Origin of the sequence: Pseudomonas sp. NPDC087690, from assembly GCF_044743175.1 — a bacterium.
GTDB lineage: Bacteria > Pseudomonadota > Gammaproteobacteria > Pseudomonadales > Pseudomonadaceae > Aquipseudomonas.
Genome location: NZ_JBIUVX010000033.1, coordinates 26,854 through 48,491, shown reverse-complemented (window position 1 = coordinate 48,491; position 21,638 = coordinate 26,854). Strand labels below are relative to the sequence as shown.

Below are 21,638 nucleotides of genomic sequence, written 5' to 3'. Positions count from 1 at the left end.
ATGCGCTTTCTTCCAAATCTGCTGATCCCTTCCGTATTGTTCACCGCCTGCTGGACGACGTCGGTCGATGCCTTTGATGCTTTTAATGCATCAACACAAGGCACCGTCGTCAGTGGTTACGCCACCAGCATGGTGTCTTCTGCCCCTTTCGACCGTAAACTGCTGCTCGCGGCCCATGATGATGCCGCCGCATTCGTGGCCACTGATGGCGAATGGCGAGGCGCACGGCTGGAATCAGCGCTGCATTACCTGCGCAAAACCCGGCCAAAACTTCATGTCAGCGACCTTGAACTGGCAGAGGCAATTCTCGTCCAATAGCTATCCCTGTCCTTTCGGAGTCGTTCCATGCGTAGCCCGCTGATTGCTGCCGCCCTTGGCCTGTTTTTGTTGGCCGACGTGGCCCAGGCGCACACCCTGGTAGCCACCAGTAACATCATCGTTCGTGCCTCCCAGCGCACCATCGATTTCACCTCCGATACCACCACGTCGATCCGCGACTCGAAAATCATCCGCGAAGCCCACGATGACGCCGCCAGTTTCGTCGCCACCAACGGTGATATCCGTGGCGCGCACCTGGAAGCCGCGCTCAACACCTTGCGCACGCGCGTGCCGGAAGCGCGCGATGCCGGCGATCAGGTGCTCGCCGAAGCCATCCTCGCACTGTGAGGTCACTCGGCGCCTGGCTGCTGGCCGGGGCGTTGTTGCTGCTTGGCAACAGCGCCCACGCCGGCCTGCAATTGCGGCTCAAGACCGAGGGGCTGAGCCCCGCCCAACAACAGGCCAGCCAAGCGCTGATCGATGAGGCCATGCAGAAATTGCCGCCGAGCTTTATCGAGCGGCTGGATCGACGCATCGATGTCGGCTGGACCGACGACATGCCCGCCAATGCCTACGGCCAGGCCACGCTGGTTTCCGAACTCGATCTGAATCGCAAACTGCTGGCGGGCCTCACCGACGGCAGCGCGGCCAAAGAAAAAACCAATCGCCCCCACGGCACTGTGCGTCAGGAATTGCTCGCCACGGTGCTGCACGAAATCACCCACATTTATGACCGCGCGCGCCTGTGGCCGAGTGCCGAGCGCACGCTGATCCAGCGCTGCACCCGACGTTTCAACAGCGCCGGGTTGATCGGCATTCCCGACGAATGCCGTGGCCAGAATGGCCGGCGCTTCACCCTCAGCGATGACCCGCGCCTGCTCGACCTCGCCGGCTGGCAGCAATACGTCGGCCGGCGCGGTGAGCGCGAACAGCACAACCGGCAGATCGCGCGCAGCCCCGATCTGTACGAGATCTCCAGCCCGAAGGAGTTCGTCGCGGTCAACATGGAGTATTTCCTCCTCGACCCAAGCTATGCCTGCCGTCGCCCGGCGCTGTATCGCTATTACCAGCAACACTTCGGCTGGGCGCCAGCGGAGAAAGACACTTGCAGCAAGACCTTCGCGTTTCTCAATGCCGGTAACGATTTTGCCAAGCAACCGTTAGGGCAAGTCGATCCGGAACGGGTCTACGCCGTCGACTACCTGCTGGCCGAGGCCAATCAGAACTGGGTCAGCCGCTGGGGCCACAGCATGTTGCGTCTGGTGATCTGTGCACCGGGCCGACCACGCGGGCCGGACTGCCGGCTCGATCTCGATCAGCATCTGGTGCTGTCGTACCGCGCCTTTGTCGGTGATGTGCAGTTGTCGAGCTGGGACGGGCTGGTCGGCAAATACCCGTCGCGGCTGTTCGTGCTGCCATTGGCGCAGGTCATCGACGAATACACCAAGACCGAATTGCGCAGCCTCGCCTCCGTACCGATCAACCTGTCGCGGGACGAGATTGAAGGCGTGGTCGAGCACGCGGCCGAAATGCACTGGAGCTACGACGGCAACTACTTCTTCCTCTCCAACAACTGCGCGGTAGAAGGTCTGAAACTGTTGCGCAGCGGCAGTGACAACAGCCAGTTCGTCGGGTTGGACAGCATCATGCCCAACGGCTTGCTGGAAGTGATGAAGGGCCGTGGTCTGGCGGACACCAGTGTGCTGGATGACCCGAAAGAAGCCCTGCGTCTGGGTTATCGTTTCGACTCGTTCCGCGATCGCTATCAGGCGATGTTCGATGTGTTGAAGAAGCAGTTGCCGATCAAGCAGACCACCGTCGAGGAATGGCTTTCGCTGACTGCCGAAGAACGCCGCGAGTGGTTCGAGCGGGCAGACTTGCGCACCAGCGCCGCGTTGTTGTTGCTGGAGCAGGCCAGTTACCGCCGCCAGTTGCTACTGGCGCAAGACGAGGTCAAACAGCGTTACCTCGGCGCGCGGGAGCTGGAGAACGGTGGCATGGACAAGGCCAACGCAACGTTGCAGGAAATTCTCGCCAACAGCGGCTTCCTCAGTCGCCCGGCGGAGTTGCTCGATAGCCGTGGTTACGGCTTGCCGCAGCCGAGCGAATTCAAGCGGCTGGAGGATGAAAGCAGTCAGCGGCAGAAGAAACTGCTGGTGCTGTCTGGTGATCTGGACGCGGAGGTGCGCAAGTTGCTGGAGCCGAAGCGCGCTGCGGAGATTGCGGCGAGTGAGGAGAACGTGAAGCAGATTGGCGCGCATTTGCGCCAATTGCACAAGGCCTCTGGGGGCCTGGAACTGCCCTGAAGCAAAAGATCGCAGCCTGCGGCAGCTCCTACACAATCCCATGTAGTAGCTGCCGCAGGCTGCGATCTTTTGACTGACTAAGGATTAATACAAAACCCCGTCGAGAATCTCGTAAACGATCCCGGTACCCACTGCGATCAGCACGATATCGCCGCCGGCCCGACGCCATTCGTAGCCCGGATACACCGGCAAGCGACCCAATGCGCGATTATCCAGACGTTCGCCGTAATAGCCGTGCGGCAACGGCCGGCCACGCTCCAGATGAATCCCCGGAGGCGGCGGCGCACCGCGCACGAAATAGCCATGATTGTCACGAATGGTCTGGCGCACCGGGCCGAAGTCGCGCGGCGGCGGGCCACCACGGTGATCGTTCTGCGGGCCACGGTGATCGTCACCGTGATTGTCGCCACGGTTATCGTAATGGCCCTGCTGCGGGCCGCCGTGGTCGTGATCATCGCGCGGGTCGGCACTGGCCAGCAGCGGCGTCGCGCTGATCATCAGCACGCCCAGTCCGGCAATCAGACGTTTCGGCATTTTCATCGGGTCTTTCCTCACGGCACAAACGGCAAAAAGGGCTGCAGAACGATGTTCTGAAGCCCTCGGTCTTGCTCATTTAGTCTGCGCTTTGAGGTGCTAATTCCTCTGTATCAGGAACTTTACCTTCAACTGACGCGGGCCTTACGCACACCTTCGGACAGTGCCGAGCACAGGCTCAACACACCGTCGATGGCTTGCGCTGGCGTGGTCGCGTTGGCGATGTGATCGATCAACGCCGAGCCCACCACAACACCGTCGGCCAGGCGCGCGATGGATGCCGCTTGCTCCGGGGTTCGGATACCGAAACCGATGCTGATCGGCAGATCGGTATGACGACGCAGACGAGTGACCGCCTCTTCAACATGCTCCAGCGTCGCCGCGCCGGCACCGGTCACACCGGCTACCGACACGTAGTAAACAAAACCTGAGCTGCCATTGAGCACTTTCGGCAGACGCGCGTCGTCAGTGGTCGGCGTGGTCAGACGAATAAAGTCGAGACCTGCAGCCTGCGCCGGGTCGCAGAGTTCTGCGTTGTGCTCAGGCGGCATGTCGACCACGATCAGGCCATCGACGCCGGCCTCTTTCGCGTCAGCGATGAAGCGCTCAACGCCATACATATGAATCGGGTTGAAGTAACCCATCAGCACCAGCGGCGTGTCGCTGTTGCCTTCACGGAACTCGCGAACCATTTGCAGGGTTTTCACCAGGTTCTGCTTGGCGCCCAAGGCACGGATGTTCGCCAGTTGAATAGCCGGGCCGTCGGCCATCGGGTCGGTGAACGGCATGCCCAGCTCGATCACGTCGGCGCCAGCACCCGGCAAGCCTTTGAGAATCGCCAGCGAAGTGTCGTAGTCCGGATCACCGGCGGTGACGAAGGTCACCAGCGCGGCGCGGTTCTGTTCCTTGAGGTCGGCAAAACGGGTTTGCAGGCGGCTCATCAGTGTTTCTCCTGCTTAGACTGTTCCATGTGATGCATGACGGTCTGCATGTCTTTGTCGCCACGGCCCGACAGGTTGACCACCATCAGGTGATCCTTCGGCAGCTTCGGCGCACGTTTGAATACTTCAGCCAAGGCGTGAGCGCTTTCCAGTGCTGGAATGATCCCTTCCAGGCGGCAGCATTTGTGGAACGCATCCAACGCTTCGTCGTCGGTCACCGAGGTGTACTGAACGCGACCGATGTCATGCAACCACGCGTGTTCCGGGCCGATGCCTGGATAGTCGAGGCCGGCGGAAATCGAGTGGGCGTCGATGATCTGGCCATCGTCGTCCTGCAGCAGAAAAGTACGGTTGCCGTGCAACACACCCGGAACGCCGCCGTTGAGGCTCGCCGCGTGCTTGCCGGTTTCAATGCCGTAACCGGCCGCTTCAACGCCGATGATCTCGACGCTCTTGTCGTCGAGGAACGGATGGAACAGGCCCATCGCGTTGGAGCCGCCACCGATGCACGCCACCAGGCTGTCCGGCAGACGACCTTCCTGCGCTTGCAACTGGTCGCGGGTTTCCTTGCCGATGACGGCCTGGAAGTCGCGAACCATCGCAGGGTACGGGTGCGGGCCGGCCACGGTGCCGATCAGGTAGAAGGTGCTGTCGACGTTGGTCACCCAGTCACGCAGGGCTTCGTTCATCGCGTCTTTCAGGGTGCCGGTGCCGGCCACCACCGGAATCACTTCAGCGCCGAGCAGCTTCATGCGGAACACGTTGGCCTGCTGACGTTCGATGTCAGTGGTGCCCATGTAGATCACGCAATCCAGACCGAAACGTGCTGCAACTGTGGCAGTCGCCACGCCGTGCATGCCGGCGCCAGTCTCGGCGATGATGCGTTTTTTGCCCATGCGCCGCGCCAGCAGAATCTGGCCGATACAGTTGTTAATCTTGTGCGCGCCGGTGTGGTTCAGCTCTTCGCGCTTCAGATAAATCTTCGCGCCGCCGCAGAATTCGGTCAGGCGTTCGGCGAAGTACAGCGGGCTCGGACGTCCGACGTAGTCACGCTGGAAATAGGCCAATTCTTCTTTGAAGGCCGGATCTTCCTTGGCCGCTTCGTATTCGCGGGCCAAGTCGAGGATCAACGGCATCAGGGTTTCCGCTACGTAGCGGCCACCGAACGAGCCAAACAGGCCGTTATCGTCCGGGCCGTTGCGCAGATTGGAAGTGTTCGAAGTCTGGGTCATGAGTTGCTCCAGGTGAATTCGGGTCAAAAGACAATGACGACCACTCTACCCCTGACCTTCCAGGCTGAAAACCGATAAGATCGCCACAACCTGTCAGGAAAACTCACAGATACCATGAGCCACGATCTTCCTCCGCTGAACGCCTTGCGTGCGTTCGAAGCCACCGCCCGGCTGAACAGCGTCAGTCAGGCCGCCGAGCAACTGCACGTCACCCATGGCGCAGTCAGTCGTCAGCTCAAGGTGCTGGAAGAGCACTTGGGTGTCAGTCTCTTCGTCAAGGACGGGCGCGGCCTGAAACTCACAGATGCCGGCCTGCGTTTACGCGATGCCAGCGGTGAGGCTTTTGATCGCTTGCGCAGTGTTTGTGCTGAACTCACGCAGAACACCGCCGATGCACCGTTCGTCCTGGGTTGCTCCGGAAGTCTGCTGGCACGCTGGTTCATTCCGCGCTTGGGGCGCTTGAATGCCGATCTTCCAGACTTGCGCCTGCACCTGTCAGCCGGCGAAGGCGATCTCGATCCACGACGTCCCGGTCTGGACGCTTTGCTGCTGTTCGCCGAGCCGCCATGGCCGGCAGATATGCAAGTTTACGAATTGGCCGCAGAACGCATCGGCCCGGTGATGAGCCCGCTGTTCAGTGGCTATCAACGCCTGCAAACCGCACCAGCCTCGGCGCTGCTCGATGAACCGCTGCTGCACACGACCTCTCGTCCACAGGCGTGGCCGAGTTGGGCGCAACAAAACCACCTCGATGCCAAAGCATTGAAGTCGGGACAGGGTTTCGAGCATTTGTATTATTTGCTGGAGGCAGCGGTCGCGGGTCTTGGTGTGGCAATCGCGCCGGAACCATTGGTGATGGAAGATTTGAAGGCCGGTCGCCTGGTTGCGCCCTGGGGCTTTTGTGAAACCCCGGCGCAACTGGCGTTGTGGCTACCCAAGCGCGCCGCTGACGGGCGCGCCCGGCAACTGGCGCAATGGCTCAAGAACGAGCTGCGCCAGAGCGATCACTCGCCGCGCTTGAACAGCAAGTAAGCGGCGAGCAAGCCGATCGCACCAACCGCCACACCGGCCGTCGTCCACGGATGTTCCTGGGCGTAGTCGCGGGTGGCGATCCCGGTCTCGCGGGTTTTCACTTTGACTTCTTCATAGGCGTCGCTGAGCAGGTGACGCGAATGTTTCAGCGCGCTTTCAGCATTGCTTTTCAGCGCCTTGAGGGTCTTGCGCGACTCGTCCGAAGCGTCGTCCTTCAGGCTTTCCAACGACTTGAGCAGACTCTCGATCTCGGCTTCCATGCTTTGCAACGAGGCTTTACGTAAAGAGGTGTTGGCCATGGTGGCTCTCCTGCATTGGTGATGAGTGGCGTGTGTTGGTTGGGACTTCAGCGGTTTGAGAAAGTGCAGAAATTCTGAACTTCGTCCGCGCAGGGGCGCCGAAATCCACAGTGCAGATTCACTGCTAGTCTCAAATCCACACGCCAAGGAGATCGCCATGAGTGACCATCACACGTACAAGAAAGTCGAGCTGGTCGGTTCGTCCGCCAGCAGCATCGAAGACGCCATCAACAACGCGCTGGCCGAAGCCAACAAGAGCATCAAGCATCTTGAGTGGTTTGAAGTAGTCGACACCCGTGGCCACATCAAGGACGGCAAGGCTGCGCACTTTCAGGTGACGCTGAAAGTCGGCTTCCGCATTGCCAGCAGCTGAGTTTGGTCTAGTCTTCTGAACTTGCGCGCTGGCCGAGTGCCATAGGAATGGCAAAGCGCTACAGGGTGAGTGCATCGGGTGGATGACCTGATGCCCGCCTCTTTCAATCCGACCAGGGAGTGCGACCGATGAAGAAGTTCATGTTGGCAGTAGGTTTGTTGAGCCTTGCGGGTGGTGCGTTTGCTGCCGGTAAGCCATGTGAAGAGCTGAAAAGCGAGATTGCGGCGAAGCTGGATGCCAAGGGCGTTTCCGGGTATTCGCTGGAGATTGTCGACAAGGGCGCAGCGGCTGGCGGCGACGTCGTTGGCACCTGCGAAGGTGGCACCAAGGAAATCGTTTACCAGCGCGGTTGATCGCGCCTGAAATGCAAAAGCCGACGTGAAGGCGTCGGCTTTTTTGTGTCTGAAAGATTTGTGGTGTGTTTGAGATTGATCCCCCTCACCCCAGCCCTCTCCCCCAAGGGGGCGAGGGGGAGAGGGGGCAGATCGTGGGTTGTATCAGAACCTGAGTACGACTGGATTTTTCAGGTCGGCGTACCTCGAACATTCAACCCGGTCAGTCCCCTCTCCCTCTGGGAGAGGGCTAGGGTGAGGGTGCCTTTCAGCCCTTCATAACCTGCGCCAACAACTCGTACGAATGCACACGATCAGCGTGTTCGTAGAGATCACTGGTGAAAATCAGCTCATCCGCTTGAGTCTGTTCCACCAACACCTCCAGCTTCGCGCGGATTTTCGCTGGGCTACCGACCATCGCCAGCCCAAGGAAATCCCCCACCGCCTCACGCTCATGCGGCAACCACAAGCCTTCCATGGTTTTCACTGGCGGACGCTGCACCAGGCTCTGCCCACGCATCAACGCAAGAATGCGCTGATACACCGACGTCGCTAGATAATCGGCGTGTTCATCGGTATCCGCTGCCACCAACGGCACACCGAGCATCACGTACGGCTTGTCGAGCACCGCCGACGGCTTGAAGTGATTGCGGTAGACGCGGATCGCCTCGTGCATGAAACGCGGGGCGAAATGCGAGGCAAAGGCGTAGGGCAAACCGCGTTCACCGGCCAACTGCGCACTGAACAGACTGGAACCGAGCAACCAGATCGGCACATTGGTGCCCGTGCCCGGCATCGCGATCACACGCTGATCCGGGGTACGCGGGCCGAGGAAGCGCACCAGTTCGGCGACGTCTTCGGGAAAATCATCAGCGCTGCCGGAGCGTTCCCGGCGCAACGCACGAGCGGTCATCTGATCGGATCCCGGCGCGCGGCCAAGACCCAGATCAATCCGCCCCGGATACAAACTTTCCAGCGTACCGAACTGCTCGGCAATCACCAGCGGCGCATGGTTAGGCAACATAACGCCACCGGAGCCGACACGAATGGTCGACGTGCCACCCGCCAGATAACCCAGCAAAACCGAGGTCGCGGAACTGGCAATGCCGTCCATGTTGTGGTGTTCAGCCACCCAGAACCGCGTGTAGCCAAATTTTTCGACGTGCTGCGCCAGGTCCAGCGAGTTGCGTAGCGACTGCGCCGGGCTGCCATTTTCGCGCACCGGCACCAGATCGAGGGTGGAAAATTTTACGTCGGACAGTTGCTTCATAAACCTGCGTCTCCGAGTGAGGCGGCAGGTTTTTCTTAGCGAACGAAACCCTGCCGAATCCATAAGCGTGTTTCATGCAATGAGGGCATATACCCGAGTTTCAATAGCAGCGAAGATATTTCCTACTAAAAAAGTCAACGATTCAGACGGGCTGAACTTTGTTCCGACGTCTATCCTCAGAAGCCTTGCAAGCAAAAACCACGACGACGCGGCGTTTCCGCGTCAGATCTTGAGGAGGCAGACATGGCTATCGTGAAGAAAGCATCCGCACATTGGGCAGGCGATCTGAAAACCGGCATCGGCTCGATCTCCACCGAAACCGGTGTCCTCAGAGAAGCACCCTACGGCTTCAAGGCGCGCTTCGAAGGCGGCAAGGGCACCAACCCGGAAGAACTGATCGGCGCTGCGCATGCCGGTTGTTTCTCCATGGCGTTTTCGATGATTTTGGGCGATGCGGGCCTGAAGGCCGACAGCATCGATACCAATGCGGAAGTGACCCTCGACCAAGTGGATGGCGGGTTCGCGATCACGGCGGTGAAGCTGATCCTCAAGGCGAAAATCCCGGGGGCGACGCAGGCGCAGTTTGAAGAGCTGAGCAACAAGGCCAAGGAAGGGTGCCCGGTATCCAAAGTGCTGAATGCGAAGATTACGCTTGAGGCTTCGCTGGTCAGTTGATTTTGGGTTGACCGGTCTGGCGCTATCGCGAGCAGGCTCACTCCTACAGTTGATCTCCAGCGGACACAATTATTGTGAGCGACCAGGATTCCCTGTAGGAGTGAGCCTGCTCGCGATAGCAATCTGCAGATCTCCCAAGATTTAAACCTTCAGAACAACTTGTGAGCGAAGTCAGAACCCTCGCGGTAAAAGTATGGTCGAATCAATGACAGCAGCTTCAGCGCACGCCCGTGCGCGCTGCCTCAGGGAGCTTCACTCATGAAACGTATCGGCTTGGCGATTCTCTGCAGTGCACTGGCCACCTCGGTTTTTGCCGCACCCAAAGACTGCGAAGAACTCAAGAAAGAGATCGAAGTCAAGATCCAGGCTAAAGCAGTGCCGTCCTACACACTGGAAATTGTCAGCAAGGAAGAAGCAGCAAAGCATGACATCGCCATGGTGGTCGGTTCATGTGAGAACGGCACCAAAGCTATCATCTACCAGAAGAACGATAGCTGAGGCGCTTCAGTTGATGCAGTTGTATTGGCGATCTTCAGCAACGATCTCGCGTCTGGCGTTATAAAGCCGGGCACTCGGGGTGAACGCCAGCGAACGCCCCTCCAGCAGGTAACGTTGCCCCGCCTCGAAATGGTCGTAGCGTATGTACAGGTAACACAGGCGCTCTACCGGCCCGGTCATCAATGCGCCGCCCCCGCCAAACACTTCAAAGTCGAAGCGCACGCGCAGCTCGTGACTGCCGGGGGTGACCTGAAAGTAGCGCCCGTCATTCAGCCGTTGATTGTCGAGACGCTCAGCCATCAGTAATTTGCCGCCCGGCGTCGGCGTCGAAAAGTCGACCCAGGCCATTTGCGGATCGACCGGAGGCAGCGGCGTCTGACAACCGGCCAAAAGGCTGGCAACGATCAATGAAAGCAATTTGCGCATGATGAATATCCACTGGCCCGGACACTCAGCATAGCGCCGTTCAGGTGCGTTGACAGCCTGCCGGCGTGCCCTGGCCTACCACTTTTCGCTGCTCGTCATAAAGCTTGGCCCAAGGTCGGAATCCGATACTGCCGGCCTGCAACTGGTAACGCTGGCCCGCGTTGAAATCCTTGAATTTCACACTCAACTGGCAATCGCGCCACAGCGGTTCGGCATCGGGACCGATATTGGTCGCCTCTACCGGAAATTGATAACGCACCTTCAGCTCATGGCTACCGGGCTGCACTTCGAAGTAGCGTTTGTCGGTGGTCGCCCGGGTATCGACTTGCAGCGCTTGCAGCGCCGTATCCTGTTGCCGGGCATCGAGATCGATCCAGGCTTGCGAAGGGTCGGGTTCGGGCATTCCGAAATTGGCACAACCGGCCAGCGTCAGCAGGCCCCCTGACAACATCAACATGCGCATAGCGATGCTCCTTTAGGCGGGATAGTCTTGCGGGCAGACTCTCCGGGGGATTTCTTATTTTGAGCAGGCCGTTTCCAAGCCTTGGGTTACTTGATCGCGTTTTTCGGGTTTTGTTTCCGAGTGTGATGTTTTTGTTGCTCAACGGTTGCGCCAGCGTCAGCTATTACAGCCAGTTGGCCAGCGGCCAGCTGCAATTGCTGCGGGCGCGCGAGCCGGTGGAAAAAATCATTGCCGACCCGAGCCGCGATGCGAAATTACGCACGCACCTGGCCCAGTCACAAAAGGCCCGGGCGTTCGCCAGCGAGCATCTGCACCTGCCGGACAACCAGAGCTATCGCCTGTATGCCGACATTGGCCGACCGTTTGTGGTGTGGAATGTGTTCGCCACTCAGGAGTTTTCCCTGACGCCGCAGAACCATTGCTTCCCGATTGCCGGCTGCGTGGCTTATCGGGGTTACTACAGCCAGAGTGCGGCCCGAGGTGAGGCGGCGATCCAGCGCTTGCAAGGCATGGACGTGTCGATTGGCGGCGTTGAGGCCTATTCGACGCTGGGCTGGTTCAACGATCCCATTCTTAATTCAATGATGGGCTGGGGTGATGAACGCCTGGCCACGCTGATCTTTCACGAGCTGGCTCATCAACGCTTTTATGTGAAGGACGACACCGAGTTCAACGAGTCCTTCGCCACGTTTGTCGAGCAGGAAGGCACCCGGCAGTGGCGGGCGTTTCGCGGGTTGCCGGTGGATACCGATTCACGGCTGAAGCAGCGCGATCAGTTTATTGAATTGGTGCTGGATGTGCGGTCACGGCTGGAGAAGCTGTATGCGCAGGCATTGCCCGCTGAACAAATGCGCGAACGCAAAGCGACGGAGTTCGAGCTGTTTCGCCGCGAATACCGAATGATGAGGGACAGCCAGTGGGCCGGGGACAAGCGTTATGACGCCTGGGTGAATGCGCCGTTGAACAATGCGCGGTTGTTGCCGTTTGGGTTGTATGACCAGTGGGTGCCGGCGTTTGCGGCGTTGTTCAGGCAGGCTGGGGGGGATTGGCTGAGGTTTTATGCGCAGGTTGAGCGGTTGGGTGGGTTGCCGGGGGCTGAGCGAAAGGCGGCTTTGAAAATGTTGGCAGATCCAAACAGTTGAGTTGATTGGGAGTAAGTCATCGCGAACAGGCTCACTCCTACAGGGCAATGCGCTCTAAATGTAGGAGTGAGCCTGCTCGCGATTTCAATCTAATCAGCGCTGCAAAAAGGCCTGATGCAACTGATCCAGCGTTTCAAAGTGATAAGCCGGCGCCTCAGCGTTCAACTCTTCAAAACTGCCAAACCCATAACCGACTGCCGCCGCATCCAGCCCATTGCTGCGCGCCCCGATCAAGTCATGCTTGCGATCGCCAATCATCAGCGTATTCGCCGGATCCAGCCCTTCCTCTTTCAGCAGATGGGCAATCAGCTCGACCTTGTTGGTCCGCGTGCCATCCAGTTCGCTGCCGTAAATCACCTTGAAGTGCCGGGCGAAATCAAAATGCCGGGCAATCTCGCGGGCGAATTCCCATGGCTTCGAGGTAGCGATATACAGCTGCCGCCCCTGCCCGCTCAAGGTTTCCAGCAACGGCGTGACACCCTCAAACACGCGGTTCTCGTACAGGCCGGTGACCTTAAAGCGCTCACGATAGAAGTTCACCGCCTGCCACGCCTTGGCTTCATCGAAATCGTAGAACTGCATGAACGCCTGCAACAGTGGCGGGCCGATGAAGTGTTCGAGCTTGGTCAGGTCCGGTTCATCGATGCCGAGTTTGGCCAAGGCAAACTGAATGGAACGGGTGATGCCCTCACGCGGGTCGGTCAGGGTGCCATCGAGGTCGAACAGTACGGTTTGGTAATGCATGAGTATTCCTGATCAGTCGCAAATTCGATTCAGAGTGTGTCGTAGCCTTCGGCTAGATGCAGGTCCTTGAGCTTTACGTAGTTGGCCGCGCTGTAAGTGAAGAACGCGTTTTCCTTGTCGGTCAGCGGACGGACCTGTTTCACCGGGCTACCCACATAGAGGAAGCCGCTTTCCAGGCGTTTGCCCGGTGGCACAAGGCTGCCAGCGCCGATGATCACATCGTCCTCGACCACCGCGCCGTCCATGACGATGCTGCCCATGCCGATCAATACGCGGCTACCGACGCTGCAGCCGTGGAGCATGACTTTGTGGGCGATGGTCACGTCATCGCCGATCAGCAGCGGGAAGCCGTCGGGGTTGAACGGGCCGGCGTGGGTGATGTGCAACACGCAGCCGTCCTGCACGCTGGTGCGCGCACCGATGCGGATGCGGTGCATGTCGCCACGGATCACGGTCAGCGGCCAGACGGAGCTGTCTTCGCCGATTTCGACGTCGCCGATCACCACCGCCGAGCTGTCGACAAACGCGCCTTTACTCAACTGTGGGGTGTGATTCTGGTACTTGCGAAGGGACACGATAATTTCTCTCTCTGTCGCCGATAGCTGCGGTGAATGCCGATTGTAATTAAGATGGGGCAATGTTTCCCCAGCCAAGGTGCCAACCGTGAGCGTGAACAACCCTCTGCTGCAGTCCTACGACCTGCCACCGTTCTCCACGATCCGTGCCGAACACGTCCTGCCCGCCATCGAAACGATCCTGGCCGACAACCGCGCCGCCATTGCCGAAATCCTCAAGACTCAGGTTCAGAACCCTACCTGGGCCGGTCTGGTTCTGGCGATGGACGAACTCAATGACCGCCTCGGTGCTGCCTGGAGCCCGGTCAGCCACCTCAACGCCGTGTGCAACAGCGCTGAATTGCGCGAAGCCTACGAGTCGTGCCTGCCGGCCTTGAGCGCCTACTCCACCGAGATGGGCCAGAACCGCGAATTGTTCCAGGCCTATGAAGCGCTGGCCAACAGCCCGCAAGCCGCCGGTTTCGACGTGGCGCAGAAGACTATTCTGGAACACGCCCTGCGTGACTTCCGTCTGTCGGGTATCGACCTGCCGGAAGCCGAACAGAAACGCTACGCCGAAGTGCAAAGCAAACTGTCCGAGCTGGGCAGCCGCTTCTCCAATCAACTGCTCGATGCCACGCAGGCATGGACCAAGCACGTCAGCGACGAAGCCGCGCTCGCCGGCCTGACCGACTCGGCCAAGGCGCAAATGGCTGCCGCCGCGCAAGCCAAAGGCCTCGACGGCTGGCTGATCACTCTGGAATTCCCGAGCTACTACGCGGTGATGACCTACGCGCAAGACCGTGCGCTGCGTGAAGAAGTCTATGCCGCCTACTGCACCCGCGCCTCGGATCAAGGCCCGAACGCCGGTCAGAACGATAACGGCCCGGTGATGGAAGAGATCCTCGATCTGCGTCAGGAACTGGCCAAGTTGCTGGGTTTCGCCAGTTTCTCCGAGCTGAGCCTGGCCACCAAAATGGCCGAATCCAGCGATCAGGTGCTGAGCTTCCTGCGTGATCTGGCCAAGCGCAGCAAACCGTTTGCCGCACAGGATCTGCAACAGCTACGCGCCTACGCCGCCGAACAGGGCTGCGCCGATCTGCAAAGCTGGGACAGCGGTTTCTACGGCGAAAAACTCCGTGAGCAACGCTACAGCGTCGCCCAGGAAACCCTGCGCGCCTACTTCCCGATCGACAAAGTACTGGGCGGTCTGTTCGCCATCGTTCAGCGCCTGTACGGCATCGAGATCGCCGAACAGAAAGGCTTCGACACCTGGCACCCGGATGTTCGCCTGTTCGAAATCAAGGAAAACGGCCAGCACGTCGGCCGCTTCTTCTTCGACCTCTACGCCCGCGCCAACAAGCGTGGCGGTGCCTGGATGGACGGCGCCCGCGACCGTCGTCGCACCGTCGACGGTGTTCTGCAAAGTCCGGTGGCCAATCTGGTGTGCAACTTCACCCCGGCCGACAGCGGCAAGCCTGCGCTGCTGACCCACGACGAAGTGACCACGCTGTTCCACGAATTCGGCCATGGCCTGCATCACTTGCTGACCCGTGTTGATCAGGCCGGTGTTTCCGGCATCAACGGCGTGGCGTGGGATGCGGTCGAGCTGCCAAGCCAGTTTATGGAAAACTGGTGCTGGGAGCCGGAAGGCCTCGCGCTGATTTCCGGTCATTACGAAAGCGGCGAACCGCTGCCGCAGGACCTGCTGGAAAAAATGCTCGCGGCGAAAAACTTCCAGTCCGGCCTGATGATGGTTCGTCAGCTGGAATTCTCGCTGTTCGACTTCGAACTGCACGCCACCCACGGTGACGGCCGCAGCGTGCTGCAAGTGCTCGAAGGCGTGCGTGACGAGGTGTCGGTGATGCGTCCGCCAGCGTACAACCGCTTCCCGAACAGCTTCGCGCACATCTTCGCCGGCGGTTACGCGGCGGGTTACTACAGCTACAAGTGGGCTGAAGTGCTTTCGGCAGATGCTTTTTCGAAGTTCGAAGAAGACGGCGTGCTCAACGCTGAAACCGGCCGTGCTTTCCGCGAAGCGATTCTGGCGCGCGGTGGTTCGCAGGCACCGATGGTGCTGTTCGTCGACTTCCGTGGCCGTGAGCCGTCGATTGACGCACTGTTGCGCCACAGCGGCCTGAGTGAGGACGCGGCAGCATGAGTGACGGGCCTGTGATTACCAAGAAACGCTTTATCGCCGGGGCTGTATGCCCGGCGTGCAGCGAGCCGGACAAGTTGATGATGTGGAACGAAGACAGCGTGCCGCACCGTGAATGTGTCGCTTGCGGTTACTCCGACACGCTCAATGAGCAAGGGCTTTCGGTGCCCAAAGAGTTGGGCACGCGGGTCAACACCAGCGCTATCAGCAAACCTGCGACGGACAAGACCGTACAAGCGGTGCAGTTCTTTCCGAATCCGAAGCTCAAGAAGAAGACTGAAGACTGAGTCGCGACATGACCTCCCACAGCGCAAAGCCGTGGGAGGTTGGATTCACTTCAGATTGACTGACTGAAACCAGCTCTTCATCGAGCAAGTGGCGAACGCGCTGGTGCTGCAATCACCATTGGCCAGCGCCGTGCGCAGCTTGTCGACATCGGCCTGCATCACGTAGCGCACGCTGTCGCGAAAGTGCCCACTCTCACCAAAGCCACCTTGGGTCATCTCGCTCAAGGCGTCTTCTTTGCTCCAGCCCTGCACCACCACGCGATACATCGCTGCCATCAGGCCAGTGCGATCGGAGCCGTGCTTGCAATGCATCAGTACTGGGCCGCTGGCTTCGGCAGCCTGAATGGCACGTAGCGTCTTCAGCACATCGGCGTCATCGACGTGGTTGGTGCGATACGGCAGTTGCAGTTGATTGATGCCAGGCTCCGACAGCCAGTCGCTATCCGCTTCCGGCAGGAAATTTATCACCGTGGCGACCTTGAGATTTTTCAGCAACGGCACCGCGCCGCCATCGGGCAAGGCGCTGCGATAGAGCGTCGGTGAGATTTGGAACAGGTTGTATTGCACTTCGACCGGTTGCGCCCAATCAGCGGGTCGGGCTGTCGCTGGCGTCGCAGCCTGGGCCGGCAGCCAGTACAACAGTGCTAGAAACGATAAACACAAGGCAGGGAAAAAACGCACTCGGGACATGCTGGGGTGACCGTGTCGGGATTCATCGATGAGGGGAAACGCAGCTTCGGCGTTGCGCGGTCAAAGCCCTGTGAGGCGGCTGTCAAAGAAACGTGAATCCGCACGCTTTCGACCATTGCAGTTAAGAAAACAGGTCTTTTTTCCGCTGAATCGGTTTATCCGGAAGCTTAGCCTGCTACCATTTGTCACATCATGTTGCAGACGCGTCCCCTTTTTCCGGGCCAGACCGGATCCGTCTCGACGAAAAATCCTCAAGCCGTTCGCAGAAACGGCTGTCCCCTAATGCCTGATGAGGTGCACCCCCATGTCTGATGAAGATCGAGACAACCCGCGGCGTGAGTTTTTACGCAAATCCCTGACCCTGATTCCAGTGGTCACCCTGGCCGGCACCAGCCTGGGCAGCAGTGTGCTGCAAGCGGCGCCCGAAACCGCGCCTGCTGCACCGGCCGCGCAACCGGCTCGCACCGACGCCGGTGTTTACCAGCCGAACTATTTCACGGCTGAGGAATGGGCATTCATCAATGCCGCCGTCGCGCAATTGATCCCCAACGATGCCCAGGGCCCGGGAGCGCTAGAGGCCGGTGTGCCGGAATACATCGACCGTCAGATGAACACGCCGTACGCCGCTGGTGCCCTGTGGTACATGCAAGGCCCGTTCAATGCCGACGCCGCTCCGGAAATGGGCTGGCAGAGCAAACTGGTGCCCAAAGAGATTTATCGCCTCGGCATCGCCGCCACGGATCAGTGGGCAAAATCCCTCAACGGTAAAGTATTTGCTGAGCAAGACAGCGCTACCCGAGACGATTTGCTCAAGCAACTCGAAGCCGGAAAAGCGCAATTCGACGCCGTTCCAGCGAAGATTTTCTTCAATCTGCTGCTGCAAAACACCAAGGAAGGGTTCTTCTGCGACCCGATCCACGGTGGCAACAAAGGCATGGTCGGCTGGACCATGATCGGCTTCCCCGGCGCCCGCGCCGATTTCATGGATTGGGTGGAACGCAACGAGCAATACCCCTTCCCGGCAGTTTCGATTCGCGGCGAGAGGGCGTAAGCATGGCAACGGTAATGAAGAAAGTAGACGCGGTCATCGTCGGTTTCGGCTGGACCGGCGCGATCATGGCCAAGGAGCTGACCGAAGCGGGTCTCAACGTGCTGGCGCTGGAGCGTGGGCCGATGCAGGACACCTACCCCGACGGCAACTATCCGCAGGTGATCGACGAACTCACCTACAGCGTGCGCAAAAAACTCTTTCAAGACATCTCGAAAGAAACCGTCACCATCCGTCATAGCGTCAACGACATTGCTCTGCCGAACCGCCAGTTGGGTGCGTTCCTGCCGGGTAATGGTGTGGGCGGCGCCGGTCTGCACTGGTCGGGCGTGCACTTTCGCGTAGATCCGATCGAGTTGCGCATGCGCAGCCACTACGAAGAGCGCTACGGCAAAAGCTTCATCCCCAAGGACATGACCATCCAGGACTTCGGCGTCAGTTATGAAGAACTGGAGCCGTTCTTCGATTTCGCCGAGAAAGTCTTCGGCACCTCCGGCCAGGCCTGGACCGTGAAAGGCCAACTGGTCGGTCAGGGCAAGGGCGGCAACCCGTACGCGCCGGATCGCTCCAACCCGTTCCCGCTGGAAGCGCAGAAGAACACCGTGTCCGCACAGCTGTTCGGCAAAGCGGCTACAGAAGTCGGTTACAAACCCTACAACCTGCCGTCCGCGAATACGTCAGGGCCGTACACCAATCCTTACGGCGCGCAAATGGGCCCGTGCAACTTCTGCGGTTTCTGCAGCGGCTATGTCTGCTACATGTATTCCAAAGCCTCGCCGAACGTGAACATTCTGCCGGCGCTCAAGCCGCTGCCGAATTTCGAGCTGCGGCCTAACTCGCACGTGCTGCGCGTCAACCTCGACAGCACGAAATCCAAAGCCACCGGCGTGACCTACATCGACGGTCAGGGTCGCGAGATCGAACAACCGGCGGATCTGGTGATCCTCGGCGCGTTCCAGTTGCACAACGTGCGTCTGATGCTGCTCTCCGGGATTGGCAAGCCGTACGACCCGATCACTGGCGAAGGCGTGGTCGGGCGTAACTTCGCCTACCAGAACATGGCGACCATCAAGGCGTTCTTCGACAAGGACACCCACACCAACAACTTCATCGGCGCCGGCGGCAACGGCGTGGCGCTGGACGACTTCAACGCCGACAACTTCGACCACGGTCCCCATGGCTTCGTCGGCGGCTCGCCGATGTGGGTCAACCAGGCCGGCAGCCGGCCGATTGCCGGTACCTCGAACCCGCCGGGCACTCCCGCGTGGGGCAGTGACTGGAAACGCGCCACCGCCGATTACTACACCCACCAGGTGTCGATGGACGCTCACGGCGCGCATCAGTCCTACCGTGGCAACTACCTCGACCTCGATCCGGTGTACCGCGACGCCTACGGCTTGCCGCTGCTGCGAATGACCTTCGACTGGCAGGAAAACGACATCAAGATGAACCGCTTCATGGTCGAGAAAATGGGCAAGGTCGCCGAAGCGATGGGGCCGAAAGCAATTGCGGTGATCGGCAAGAAAGTCGGCGACCACTTCAACACCGCGTCCTACCAGACCACCCACCTCAACGGCGGCGCGATCATGGGCACCGATCCGAAGAAGAGCGCGCTGAACCGTTATCTGCAGAGCTGGGACGTGCACAACGTCTTCGTGCCGGGCGCCTCGGCCTTCCCGCAAGGCCTGGGTTACAACCCGACGGGCCTGGTTGCCGCACTGACCTACTGGTCGGCGAAAGCGATCCGCGAGCAATACCTGAAAAACCCCGGCCCGCTGGTGCAGGCTTAAGGAGCGATGACCATGAAGAATCTCGTTATCGCGACTTTGGCGCTGCTCGGTAGCGCCGCACTCCATGCGGCTGAAGTTGATCACGCCTTGATCAAACAGGGCGAGTACCTCGCCCGCGCCGGTGACTGCGTAGCCTGCCACACCGCCAAGGACGGCAAGCCGTTCGCCGGTGGCCTGCCGATGGAAACCCCGATCGGCACGATCTACTCGACCAACATCACCCCGGATAAAACCGGTATTGGTGGATACAGCTTCGAGGATTTCGATCAGGCCGTGCGCCATGGTGTCGCCAAGAACGGCAGTACGTTGTACCCGGCGATGCCGTATCCGTCCTACGCCCGCGTCAGCGAAACCGACATGCAGGCGCTGTACGCGTATTTCATGCACGGCGTTGAACCGGTCGCGCAGGAGAACAAGGCCAGTGACATTCCGTGGCCGTTGAGCATGCGCTGGCCGCTGATGGGCTGGCGCTGGATGTTTGCGCCGAAGGTCGAGGACTATAAAGCGACGAGCGCCGACCCGGTGATCGACCGTGGCGCGTATCTGGTTGAAGGCCTCGGCCACTGCGGCGCCTGCCACACGCCACGGGCGCTGACCATGCAGGAAAAATCCCTCAGCGCGGCCGATGGCAGCAACTTCCTCGCCGGCAGTGCGCCGCTGGAAGGCTGGATCGCCAAGAGTTTGCGCGGCGATCACAAGGACGGCCTCGGCAGCTGGAGCGAGGAGCAACTGGTGCAATTCCTCAAGACCGGACGCAGCGATCGCAGCGCGGTGTTCGGCGGCATGAGCGATGTGGTCACCCACAGCATGCAATACATGACCGACGCCGACCTGACGGCGATTGCCCGCTACCTCAAGTCACTGCCGGCCACCGATCCGAACGATCAGCCGCATCAGTACGACGAGACAGCGGCGAAAGCCCTGTGGAACGGCGATGATAGTCAGCGCGGTGCTTCGGTATACATCGACAACTGCGCCGCGTGCCACCGCACCGATGGCCACGGTTACACCCGGGTATTCCCTGCGCTGGCCGGTAATCCGGTGCTGCAATCGGAAGACCCGACATCGCTGATCCACATCGTGCTCAAGGGCGGTACGTTGCCGGCGACGCACACGGCACCGTCGACCTTCACCATGCCCGGTTTCGCCTGGCGCCTGTCGGATCAGGAAGTGGCGGATGTGGTGAGCTTTATCCGTGGCAGTTGGGGCAACAAGGGCGCGCCGGTGACTGCCGCCGATGTCGCCGAACTGCGCAAGGAGGACATGAAACATACCTCCAATGATGATCTCGGTCAGGTAACAGAACACAACTGACCAGTCGCCCAACGGCACTAGCCAGATGCGCAACGCCCCGATACTGTGTGCATATACAGTATCGGGGCGTTTTTTCATGTCTACTGCATTACCACCTCGCGGTCGCGGCACCGCGACCAATCCGCACAACCGCTTCGCGCCGAACCGCTCGGTAGCCGAGGACGATGGCTGGTATCAGGAAGTGCCCGAGACGCAGAACACCGAGGTGATGATCGAAACCGCGAAAACCATCATCACCCGCAACACTTCGCCGGATTTACCCTTCGATCGTTCGATCAATCCCTATCGCGGCTGCGAGCATGGCTGCATCTACTGCTATGCGCGGCCCAGTCACGCCTATTGGGACATGTCGCCGGGTCTGGACTTCGAAACCCGGCTGATCGCCAAGACCAACGCCGCCCAGGTGCTGGAAGAGCAACTGAGCAAACGCGGTTATCAATGTGCGCCGATCAATCTCGGCTCCAACACCGATCCGTATCAGCCGATCGAGCGCGAACACAAGATCACCCGCCAGACCCTCGAAGTGCTGCTGCGCTACAGGCATCCGGTGACCATCGTCACCAAGGGCTCGCTGATTCTGCGCGATCTCGACCTGCTGACCGAGTTGGCCGAACAACGACTGGTGGCAGTGATGATCAGCCTGACCACGCTGGACGACGAACTTAAACGTATCCTCGAACCGCGAGCGGCAGCCCCCAAGGCGCGGTTGCGCGCTATCAGGGTCATGCGCGAAGCGGGGATTCCGGTCGGTGTGCTGTGTTCGCCGATGATTCCGATGATCAACGACAGCGAAATCGAAAACCTGCTCACCGAGGCCCACGCCGCAGGGGCGCAAAGTGCGGCCTACATGATGCTGCGTCTGCCGCTGGAGGTGGCGCCGCTGTTCGAAGAGTGGCTGGCCGCGCACTACCCGCAACGGGCGGCGCATGTGCTGAGCCTGATCCGCCAGAGCCGTGGCGGCGAGCTCTACGACAGCCGTTTTGGCGCACGCATGCGCGGTGAAGGACCGTTCGCCGATCTGTTGGCTCAGAGGTTTTCGAAGGTAATTAAACGTCTTGGTTTAAATCACCGCGAAGGCTACAACCTCGATTGCACTGCCTTCTGTCCGCCGGGTCGCCAGATGTCGTTGATTTAGCGACAATTGGCCTATGGTTGAGGGGTTGGAATCCTTCCGCCGAAAACACCCAGTCACGTTTTTGTGACCTGGAACAC

The 21,638-nt window shown here is 59.8% G+C and carries 25 protein-coding genes; 15 read left to right on the top strand and 10 right to left on the bottom strand.

Translation table 11 applies throughout. From position 1 onward, the window contains the following. The 3 genes from ACIPIZ_RS23190 to ACIPIZ_RS23180 are packed head-to-tail and all read left to right on the top strand — an operon-like array spanning window position 1 to window position 2,624. The gene (locus ACIPIZ_RS23190) at window positions 1-318 is read left to right on the top strand and encodes a DUF2388 domain-containing protein (protein WP_105704799.1); all 318 of its coding nucleotides are present in this window, start codon (window positions 1-3) and stop codon (window positions 316-318) included. A 27-nt stretch (window positions 319-345) separates the two neighbouring features. Continuing rightward, complete coding sequence (locus tag ACIPIZ_RS23185) at window positions 346-666, top strand: DUF2388 domain-containing protein (RefSeq protein ID WP_401167664.1); 321 nt, start codon at window positions 346-348, stop codon at window positions 664-666. Beyond that, window positions 663-2,624, top strand: a complete 1,962-nt coding sequence (locus ACIPIZ_RS23180; protein WP_401167661.1) for a DUF4105 domain-containing protein — start codon at window positions 663-665, stop codon at window positions 2,622-2,624. Before ACIPIZ_RS23185 ends, ACIPIZ_RS23180 begins: the two co-directional genes overlap by 4 nt. Window positions 2,625-2,708: 84 nt before the next feature. Here the strand turns inward: ACIPIZ_RS23180 and ACIPIZ_RS23175 are convergent, their stop codons facing one another. The 3 genes from ACIPIZ_RS23175 to trpB form a co-directional block, all read right to left on the bottom strand. After that, window positions 2,709-3,164 carry an anti-virulence regulator CigR family protein gene (locus tag ACIPIZ_RS23175; RefSeq protein ID WP_253481043.1) on the bottom strand — a complete coding sequence of 152 codons (456 nt, stop codon included), beginning with the start codon at window positions 3,162-3,164 and terminating at the stop codon, window positions 2,709-2,711. Between the two features lie 122 nt (window positions 3,165-3,286). Further along, window positions 3,287-4,099: a tryptophan synthase subunit alpha gene (gene trpA, locus ACIPIZ_RS23170; RefSeq protein ID WP_150647443.1), complete on the bottom strand. Its 813-nt coding sequence runs from the start codon at window positions 4,097-4,099 to the stop codon at window positions 3,287-3,289. Continuing rightward, entirely contained in the window at window positions 4,099-5,331 is a 1,233-nt protein-coding gene (trpB, locus tag ACIPIZ_RS23165; RefSeq protein WP_105704795.1) for a tryptophan synthase subunit beta, read from the bottom strand. The genes trpA and trpB overlap by 1 nt, the downstream gene beginning before the upstream one ends. Window positions 5,332-5,445: 114 nt before the next feature. Here trpB and ACIPIZ_RS23160 point away from each other — a divergent pair, with 114 nt between their 5' ends. Beyond that, window positions 5,446-6,363, top strand: coding sequence for a LysR family transcriptional regulator (locus tag ACIPIZ_RS23160; protein WP_064389766.1), 918 nt, complete (start codon window positions 5,446-5,448; stop codon window positions 6,361-6,363). Here ACIPIZ_RS23160 and ACIPIZ_RS23155 read toward each other — a convergent pair. Further along, window positions 6,336-6,662: a YqjD family protein gene (locus tag ACIPIZ_RS23155; protein WP_007911686.1), complete on the bottom strand. Its 327-nt coding sequence runs from the start codon at window positions 6,660-6,662 to the stop codon at window positions 6,336-6,338. The two genes, ACIPIZ_RS23160 and ACIPIZ_RS23155, sit on opposite strands and share 28 nt — an antisense overlap. Window positions 6,663-6,819: 157 nt before the next feature. Between ACIPIZ_RS23155 and ACIPIZ_RS23150 the strand changes: the two genes are divergently transcribed. Then, complete coding sequence (locus ACIPIZ_RS23150) at window positions 6,820-7,035, top strand: dodecin (RefSeq protein WP_007911688.1); 216 nt, start codon at window positions 6,820-6,822, stop codon at window positions 7,033-7,035. A gap of 128 nt (window positions 7,036-7,163) precedes the next feature. Then, window positions 7,164-7,388 carry a DUF1161 domain-containing protein gene (locus ACIPIZ_RS23145; protein ID WP_064389765.1) on the top strand — a complete coding sequence of 75 codons (225 nt, stop codon included), beginning with the start codon at window positions 7,164-7,166 and terminating at the stop codon, window positions 7,386-7,388. 247 nt (window positions 7,389-7,635) lie between these two features. On the opposite strand, the gene ACIPIZ_RS23140 is transcribed toward ACIPIZ_RS23145, so the two are convergent. Continuing rightward, a complete protein-coding gene (locus ACIPIZ_RS23140; RefSeq protein ID WP_064389764.1) occupies window positions 7,636-8,637 on the bottom strand; it encodes an LLM class flavin-dependent oxidoreductase in 1,002 nt (333 codons plus the stop codon). A 243-nt stretch (window positions 8,638-8,880) separates the two neighbouring features. On the opposite strand from ACIPIZ_RS23140, the gene ACIPIZ_RS23135 reads away from it, so the two are divergent. Both ACIPIZ_RS23135 and ACIPIZ_RS23130 read left to right on the top strand, forming a co-directional pair. After that, entirely contained in the window at window positions 8,881-9,312 is a 432-nt protein-coding gene (locus ACIPIZ_RS23135) for an OsmC family protein (protein WP_064389763.1), read from the top strand. Between the two features lie 258 nt (window positions 9,313-9,570). Beyond that, window positions 9,571-9,810, top strand: a complete 240-nt coding sequence (locus tag ACIPIZ_RS23130) for a DUF1161 domain-containing protein (protein WP_064389762.1) — start codon at window positions 9,571-9,573, stop codon at window positions 9,808-9,810. A gap of 6 nt (window positions 9,811-9,816) precedes the next feature. Here ACIPIZ_RS23130 and ACIPIZ_RS23125 read toward each other — a convergent pair whose 3' ends face one another. Further along, window positions 9,817-10,236: a hypothetical protein gene (locus tag ACIPIZ_RS23125; RefSeq protein ID WP_105704791.1), complete on the bottom strand. Its 420-nt coding sequence runs from the start codon at window positions 10,234-10,236 to the stop codon at window positions 9,817-9,819. Window positions 10,237-10,276: 40 nt separating this feature from the next. Continuing rightward, a complete protein-coding gene (locus tag ACIPIZ_RS23120) occupies window positions 10,277-10,699 on the bottom strand; it encodes a hypothetical protein (protein WP_064389760.1) in 423 nt (140 codons plus the stop codon). 59 nt (window positions 10,700-10,758) lie between these two features. On the opposite strand from ACIPIZ_RS23120, the gene ACIPIZ_RS23115 reads away from it, so the two are divergent. After that, window positions 10,759-11,841 (top strand): aminopeptidase, encoded by a 1,083-nt coding sequence (locus ACIPIZ_RS23115; RefSeq protein WP_401167653.1) that lies wholly within the window; start codon window positions 10,759-10,761, stop codon window positions 11,839-11,841. A gap of 93 nt (window positions 11,842-11,934) precedes the next feature. Here the strand turns inward: ACIPIZ_RS23115 and ACIPIZ_RS23110 are convergent, their stop codons facing one another. Together ACIPIZ_RS23110 and ACIPIZ_RS23105 are read right to left on the bottom strand one after the other, a co-directional pair. Then, complete coding sequence (locus ACIPIZ_RS23110; protein ID WP_064389758.1) at window positions 11,935-12,585, bottom strand: HAD family hydrolase; 651 nt, start codon at window positions 12,583-12,585, stop codon at window positions 11,935-11,937. 29 nt (window positions 12,586-12,614) lie between these two features. Continuing rightward, entirely contained in the window at window positions 12,615-13,160 is a 546-nt protein-coding gene (locus tag ACIPIZ_RS23105) for a gamma carbonic anhydrase family protein (RefSeq protein WP_105704788.1), read from the bottom strand. 88 nt (window positions 13,161-13,248) lie between these two features. Here ACIPIZ_RS23105 and prlC point away from each other — a divergent pair, with 88 nt between their 5' ends. Together prlC and ACIPIZ_RS23095 are read left to right on the top strand one after the other, a co-directional pair. Continuing rightward, on the top strand, window positions 13,249-15,300 hold the full coding sequence (gene prlC, locus ACIPIZ_RS23100) for an oligopeptidase A (RefSeq protein ID WP_401167649.1): 2,052 nt from the start codon (window positions 13,249-13,251) through the stop codon (window positions 15,298-15,300). Beyond that, on the top strand, window positions 15,297-15,584 hold the full coding sequence (locus ACIPIZ_RS23095) for a YheV family putative zinc ribbon protein (RefSeq protein ID WP_064389755.1): 288 nt from the start codon (window positions 15,297-15,299) through the stop codon (window positions 15,582-15,584). Before prlC ends, ACIPIZ_RS23095 begins: the two co-directional genes overlap by 4 nt. Window positions 15,585-15,629: 45 nt before the next feature. On the opposite strand, the gene ACIPIZ_RS23090 is transcribed toward ACIPIZ_RS23095, so the two are convergent. Then, the gene (locus ACIPIZ_RS23090; RefSeq protein WP_122660344.1) at window positions 15,630-16,274 is read right to left on the bottom strand and encodes a dual specificity protein phosphatase family protein; all 645 of its coding nucleotides are present in this window, start codon (window positions 16,272-16,274) and stop codon (window positions 15,630-15,632) included. Window positions 16,275-16,578: 304 nt separating this feature from the next. On the opposite strand from ACIPIZ_RS23090, the gene ACIPIZ_RS23085 reads away from it, so the two are divergent. The 4 genes from ACIPIZ_RS23085 (at window position 16,579) to ACIPIZ_RS23070 (ending at window position 21,561) form a co-directional block, all read left to right on the top strand. Next, window positions 16,579-17,325: a gluconate 2-dehydrogenase subunit 3 family protein gene (locus ACIPIZ_RS23085; protein ID WP_401167645.1), complete on the top strand. Its 747-nt coding sequence runs from the start codon at window positions 16,579-16,581 to the stop codon at window positions 17,323-17,325. 2 nt (window positions 17,326-17,327) lie between these two features. Continuing rightward, the gene (locus ACIPIZ_RS23080) at window positions 17,328-19,112 is read left to right on the top strand and encodes a GMC family oxidoreductase (RefSeq protein WP_105704785.1); all 1,785 of its coding nucleotides are present in this window, start codon (window positions 17,328-17,330) and stop codon (window positions 19,110-19,112) included. A gap of 12 nt (window positions 19,113-19,124) precedes the next feature. Next, on the top strand, window positions 19,125-20,426 hold the full coding sequence (locus ACIPIZ_RS23075) for a c-type cytochrome (RefSeq protein ID WP_401167641.1): 1,302 nt from the start codon (window positions 19,125-19,127) through the stop codon (window positions 20,424-20,426). Between the two features lie 76 nt (window positions 20,427-20,502). Continuing rightward, window positions 20,503-21,561, top strand: coding sequence for a PA0069 family radical SAM protein (locus tag ACIPIZ_RS23070; RefSeq protein WP_064389750.1), 1,059 nt, complete (start codon window positions 20,503-20,505; stop codon window positions 21,559-21,561). Window positions 21,562-21,638 lie beyond the last annotated feature (77 nt).

Excerpts from the sequence above, each read along its gene's own strand:
- ACIPIZ_RS23080 (WP_105704785.1), top strand. The coding sequence starts at position 17,328 with ATGGCAACGGTAATGAAGAAAGTAGACGCGGTCATCGTCGGTTTCGGC.
- ACIPIZ_RS23070 (WP_064389750.1), top strand. The coding sequence starts at position 20,503 with ATGTCTACTGCATTACCACCTCGCGGTCGCGGCACCGCGACCAATCCG.
- ACIPIZ_RS23130 (WP_064389762.1), top strand. The coding sequence starts at position 9,571 with ATGAAACGTATCGGCTTGGCGATTCTCTGCAGTGCACTGGCCACCTCG.
- trpB (WP_105704795.1), bottom strand. The coding sequence starts at position 5,331 with ATGACCCAGACTTCGAACACTTCCAATCTGCGCAACGGCCCGGACGAT.
- ACIPIZ_RS23160 (WP_064389766.1), top strand. The coding sequence starts at position 5,446 with ATGAGCCACGATCTTCCTCCGCTGAACGCCTTGCGTGCGTTCGAAGCC.
- ACIPIZ_RS23155 (WP_007911686.1), bottom strand. The coding sequence starts at position 6,662 with ATGGCCAACACCTCTTTACGTAAAGCCTCGTTGCAAAGCATGGAAGCC.
- ACIPIZ_RS23075 (WP_401167641.1), top strand. The coding sequence starts at position 19,125 with ATGAAGAATCTCGTTATCGCGACTTTGGCGCTGCTCGGTAGCGCCGCA.
- ACIPIZ_RS23190 (WP_105704799.1), top strand. The coding sequence starts at position 1 with ATGCGCTTTCTTCCAAATCTGCTGATCCCTTCCGTATTGTTCACCGCC.
- ACIPIZ_RS23185 (WP_401167664.1), top strand. The coding sequence starts at position 346 with ATGCGTAGCCCGCTGATTGCTGCCGCCCTTGGCCTGTTTTTGTTGGCC.
- ACIPIZ_RS23125 (WP_105704791.1), bottom strand. The coding sequence starts at position 10,236 with ATGCGCAAATTGCTTTCATTGATCGTTGCCAGCCTTTTGGCCGGTTGT.
- ACIPIZ_RS23095 (WP_064389755.1), top strand. The coding sequence starts at position 15,297 with ATGAGTGACGGGCCTGTGATTACCAAGAAACGCTTTATCGCCGGGGCT.
- ACIPIZ_RS23110 (WP_064389758.1), bottom strand. The coding sequence starts at position 12,585 with ATGCATTACCAAACCGTACTGTTCGACCTCGATGGCACCCTGACCGAC.
- trpA (WP_150647443.1), bottom strand. The coding sequence starts at position 4,099 with ATGAGCCGCCTGCAAACCCGTTTTGCCGACCTCAAGGAACAGAACCGC.
- ACIPIZ_RS23085 (WP_401167645.1), top strand. The coding sequence starts at position 16,579 with ATGTCTGATGAAGATCGAGACAACCCGCGGCGTGAGTTTTTACGCAAA.
- ACIPIZ_RS23135 (WP_064389763.1), top strand. The coding sequence starts at position 8,881 with ATGGCTATCGTGAAGAAAGCATCCGCACATTGGGCAGGCGATCTGAAA.
- ACIPIZ_RS23175 (WP_253481043.1), bottom strand. The coding sequence starts at position 3,164 with ATGAAAATGCCGAAACGTCTGATTGCCGGACTGGGCGTGCTGATGATC.
- ACIPIZ_RS23120 (WP_064389760.1), bottom strand. The coding sequence starts at position 10,699 with ATGCGCATGTTGATGTTGTCAGGGGGCCTGCTGACGCTGGCCGGTTGT.
- ACIPIZ_RS23145 (WP_064389765.1), top strand. The coding sequence starts at position 7,164 with ATGAAGAAGTTCATGTTGGCAGTAGGTTTGTTGAGCCTTGCGGGTGGT.
- ACIPIZ_RS23090 (WP_122660344.1), bottom strand. The coding sequence starts at position 16,274 with ATGTCCCGAGTGCGTTTTTTCCCTGCCTTGTGTTTATCGTTTCTAGCA.
- ACIPIZ_RS23140 (WP_064389764.1), bottom strand. The coding sequence starts at position 8,637 with ATGAAGCAACTGTCCGACGTAAAATTTTCCACCCTCGATCTGGTGCCG.
- ACIPIZ_RS23150 (WP_007911688.1), top strand. The coding sequence starts at position 6,820 with ATGAGTGACCATCACACGTACAAGAAAGTCGAGCTGGTCGGTTCGTCC.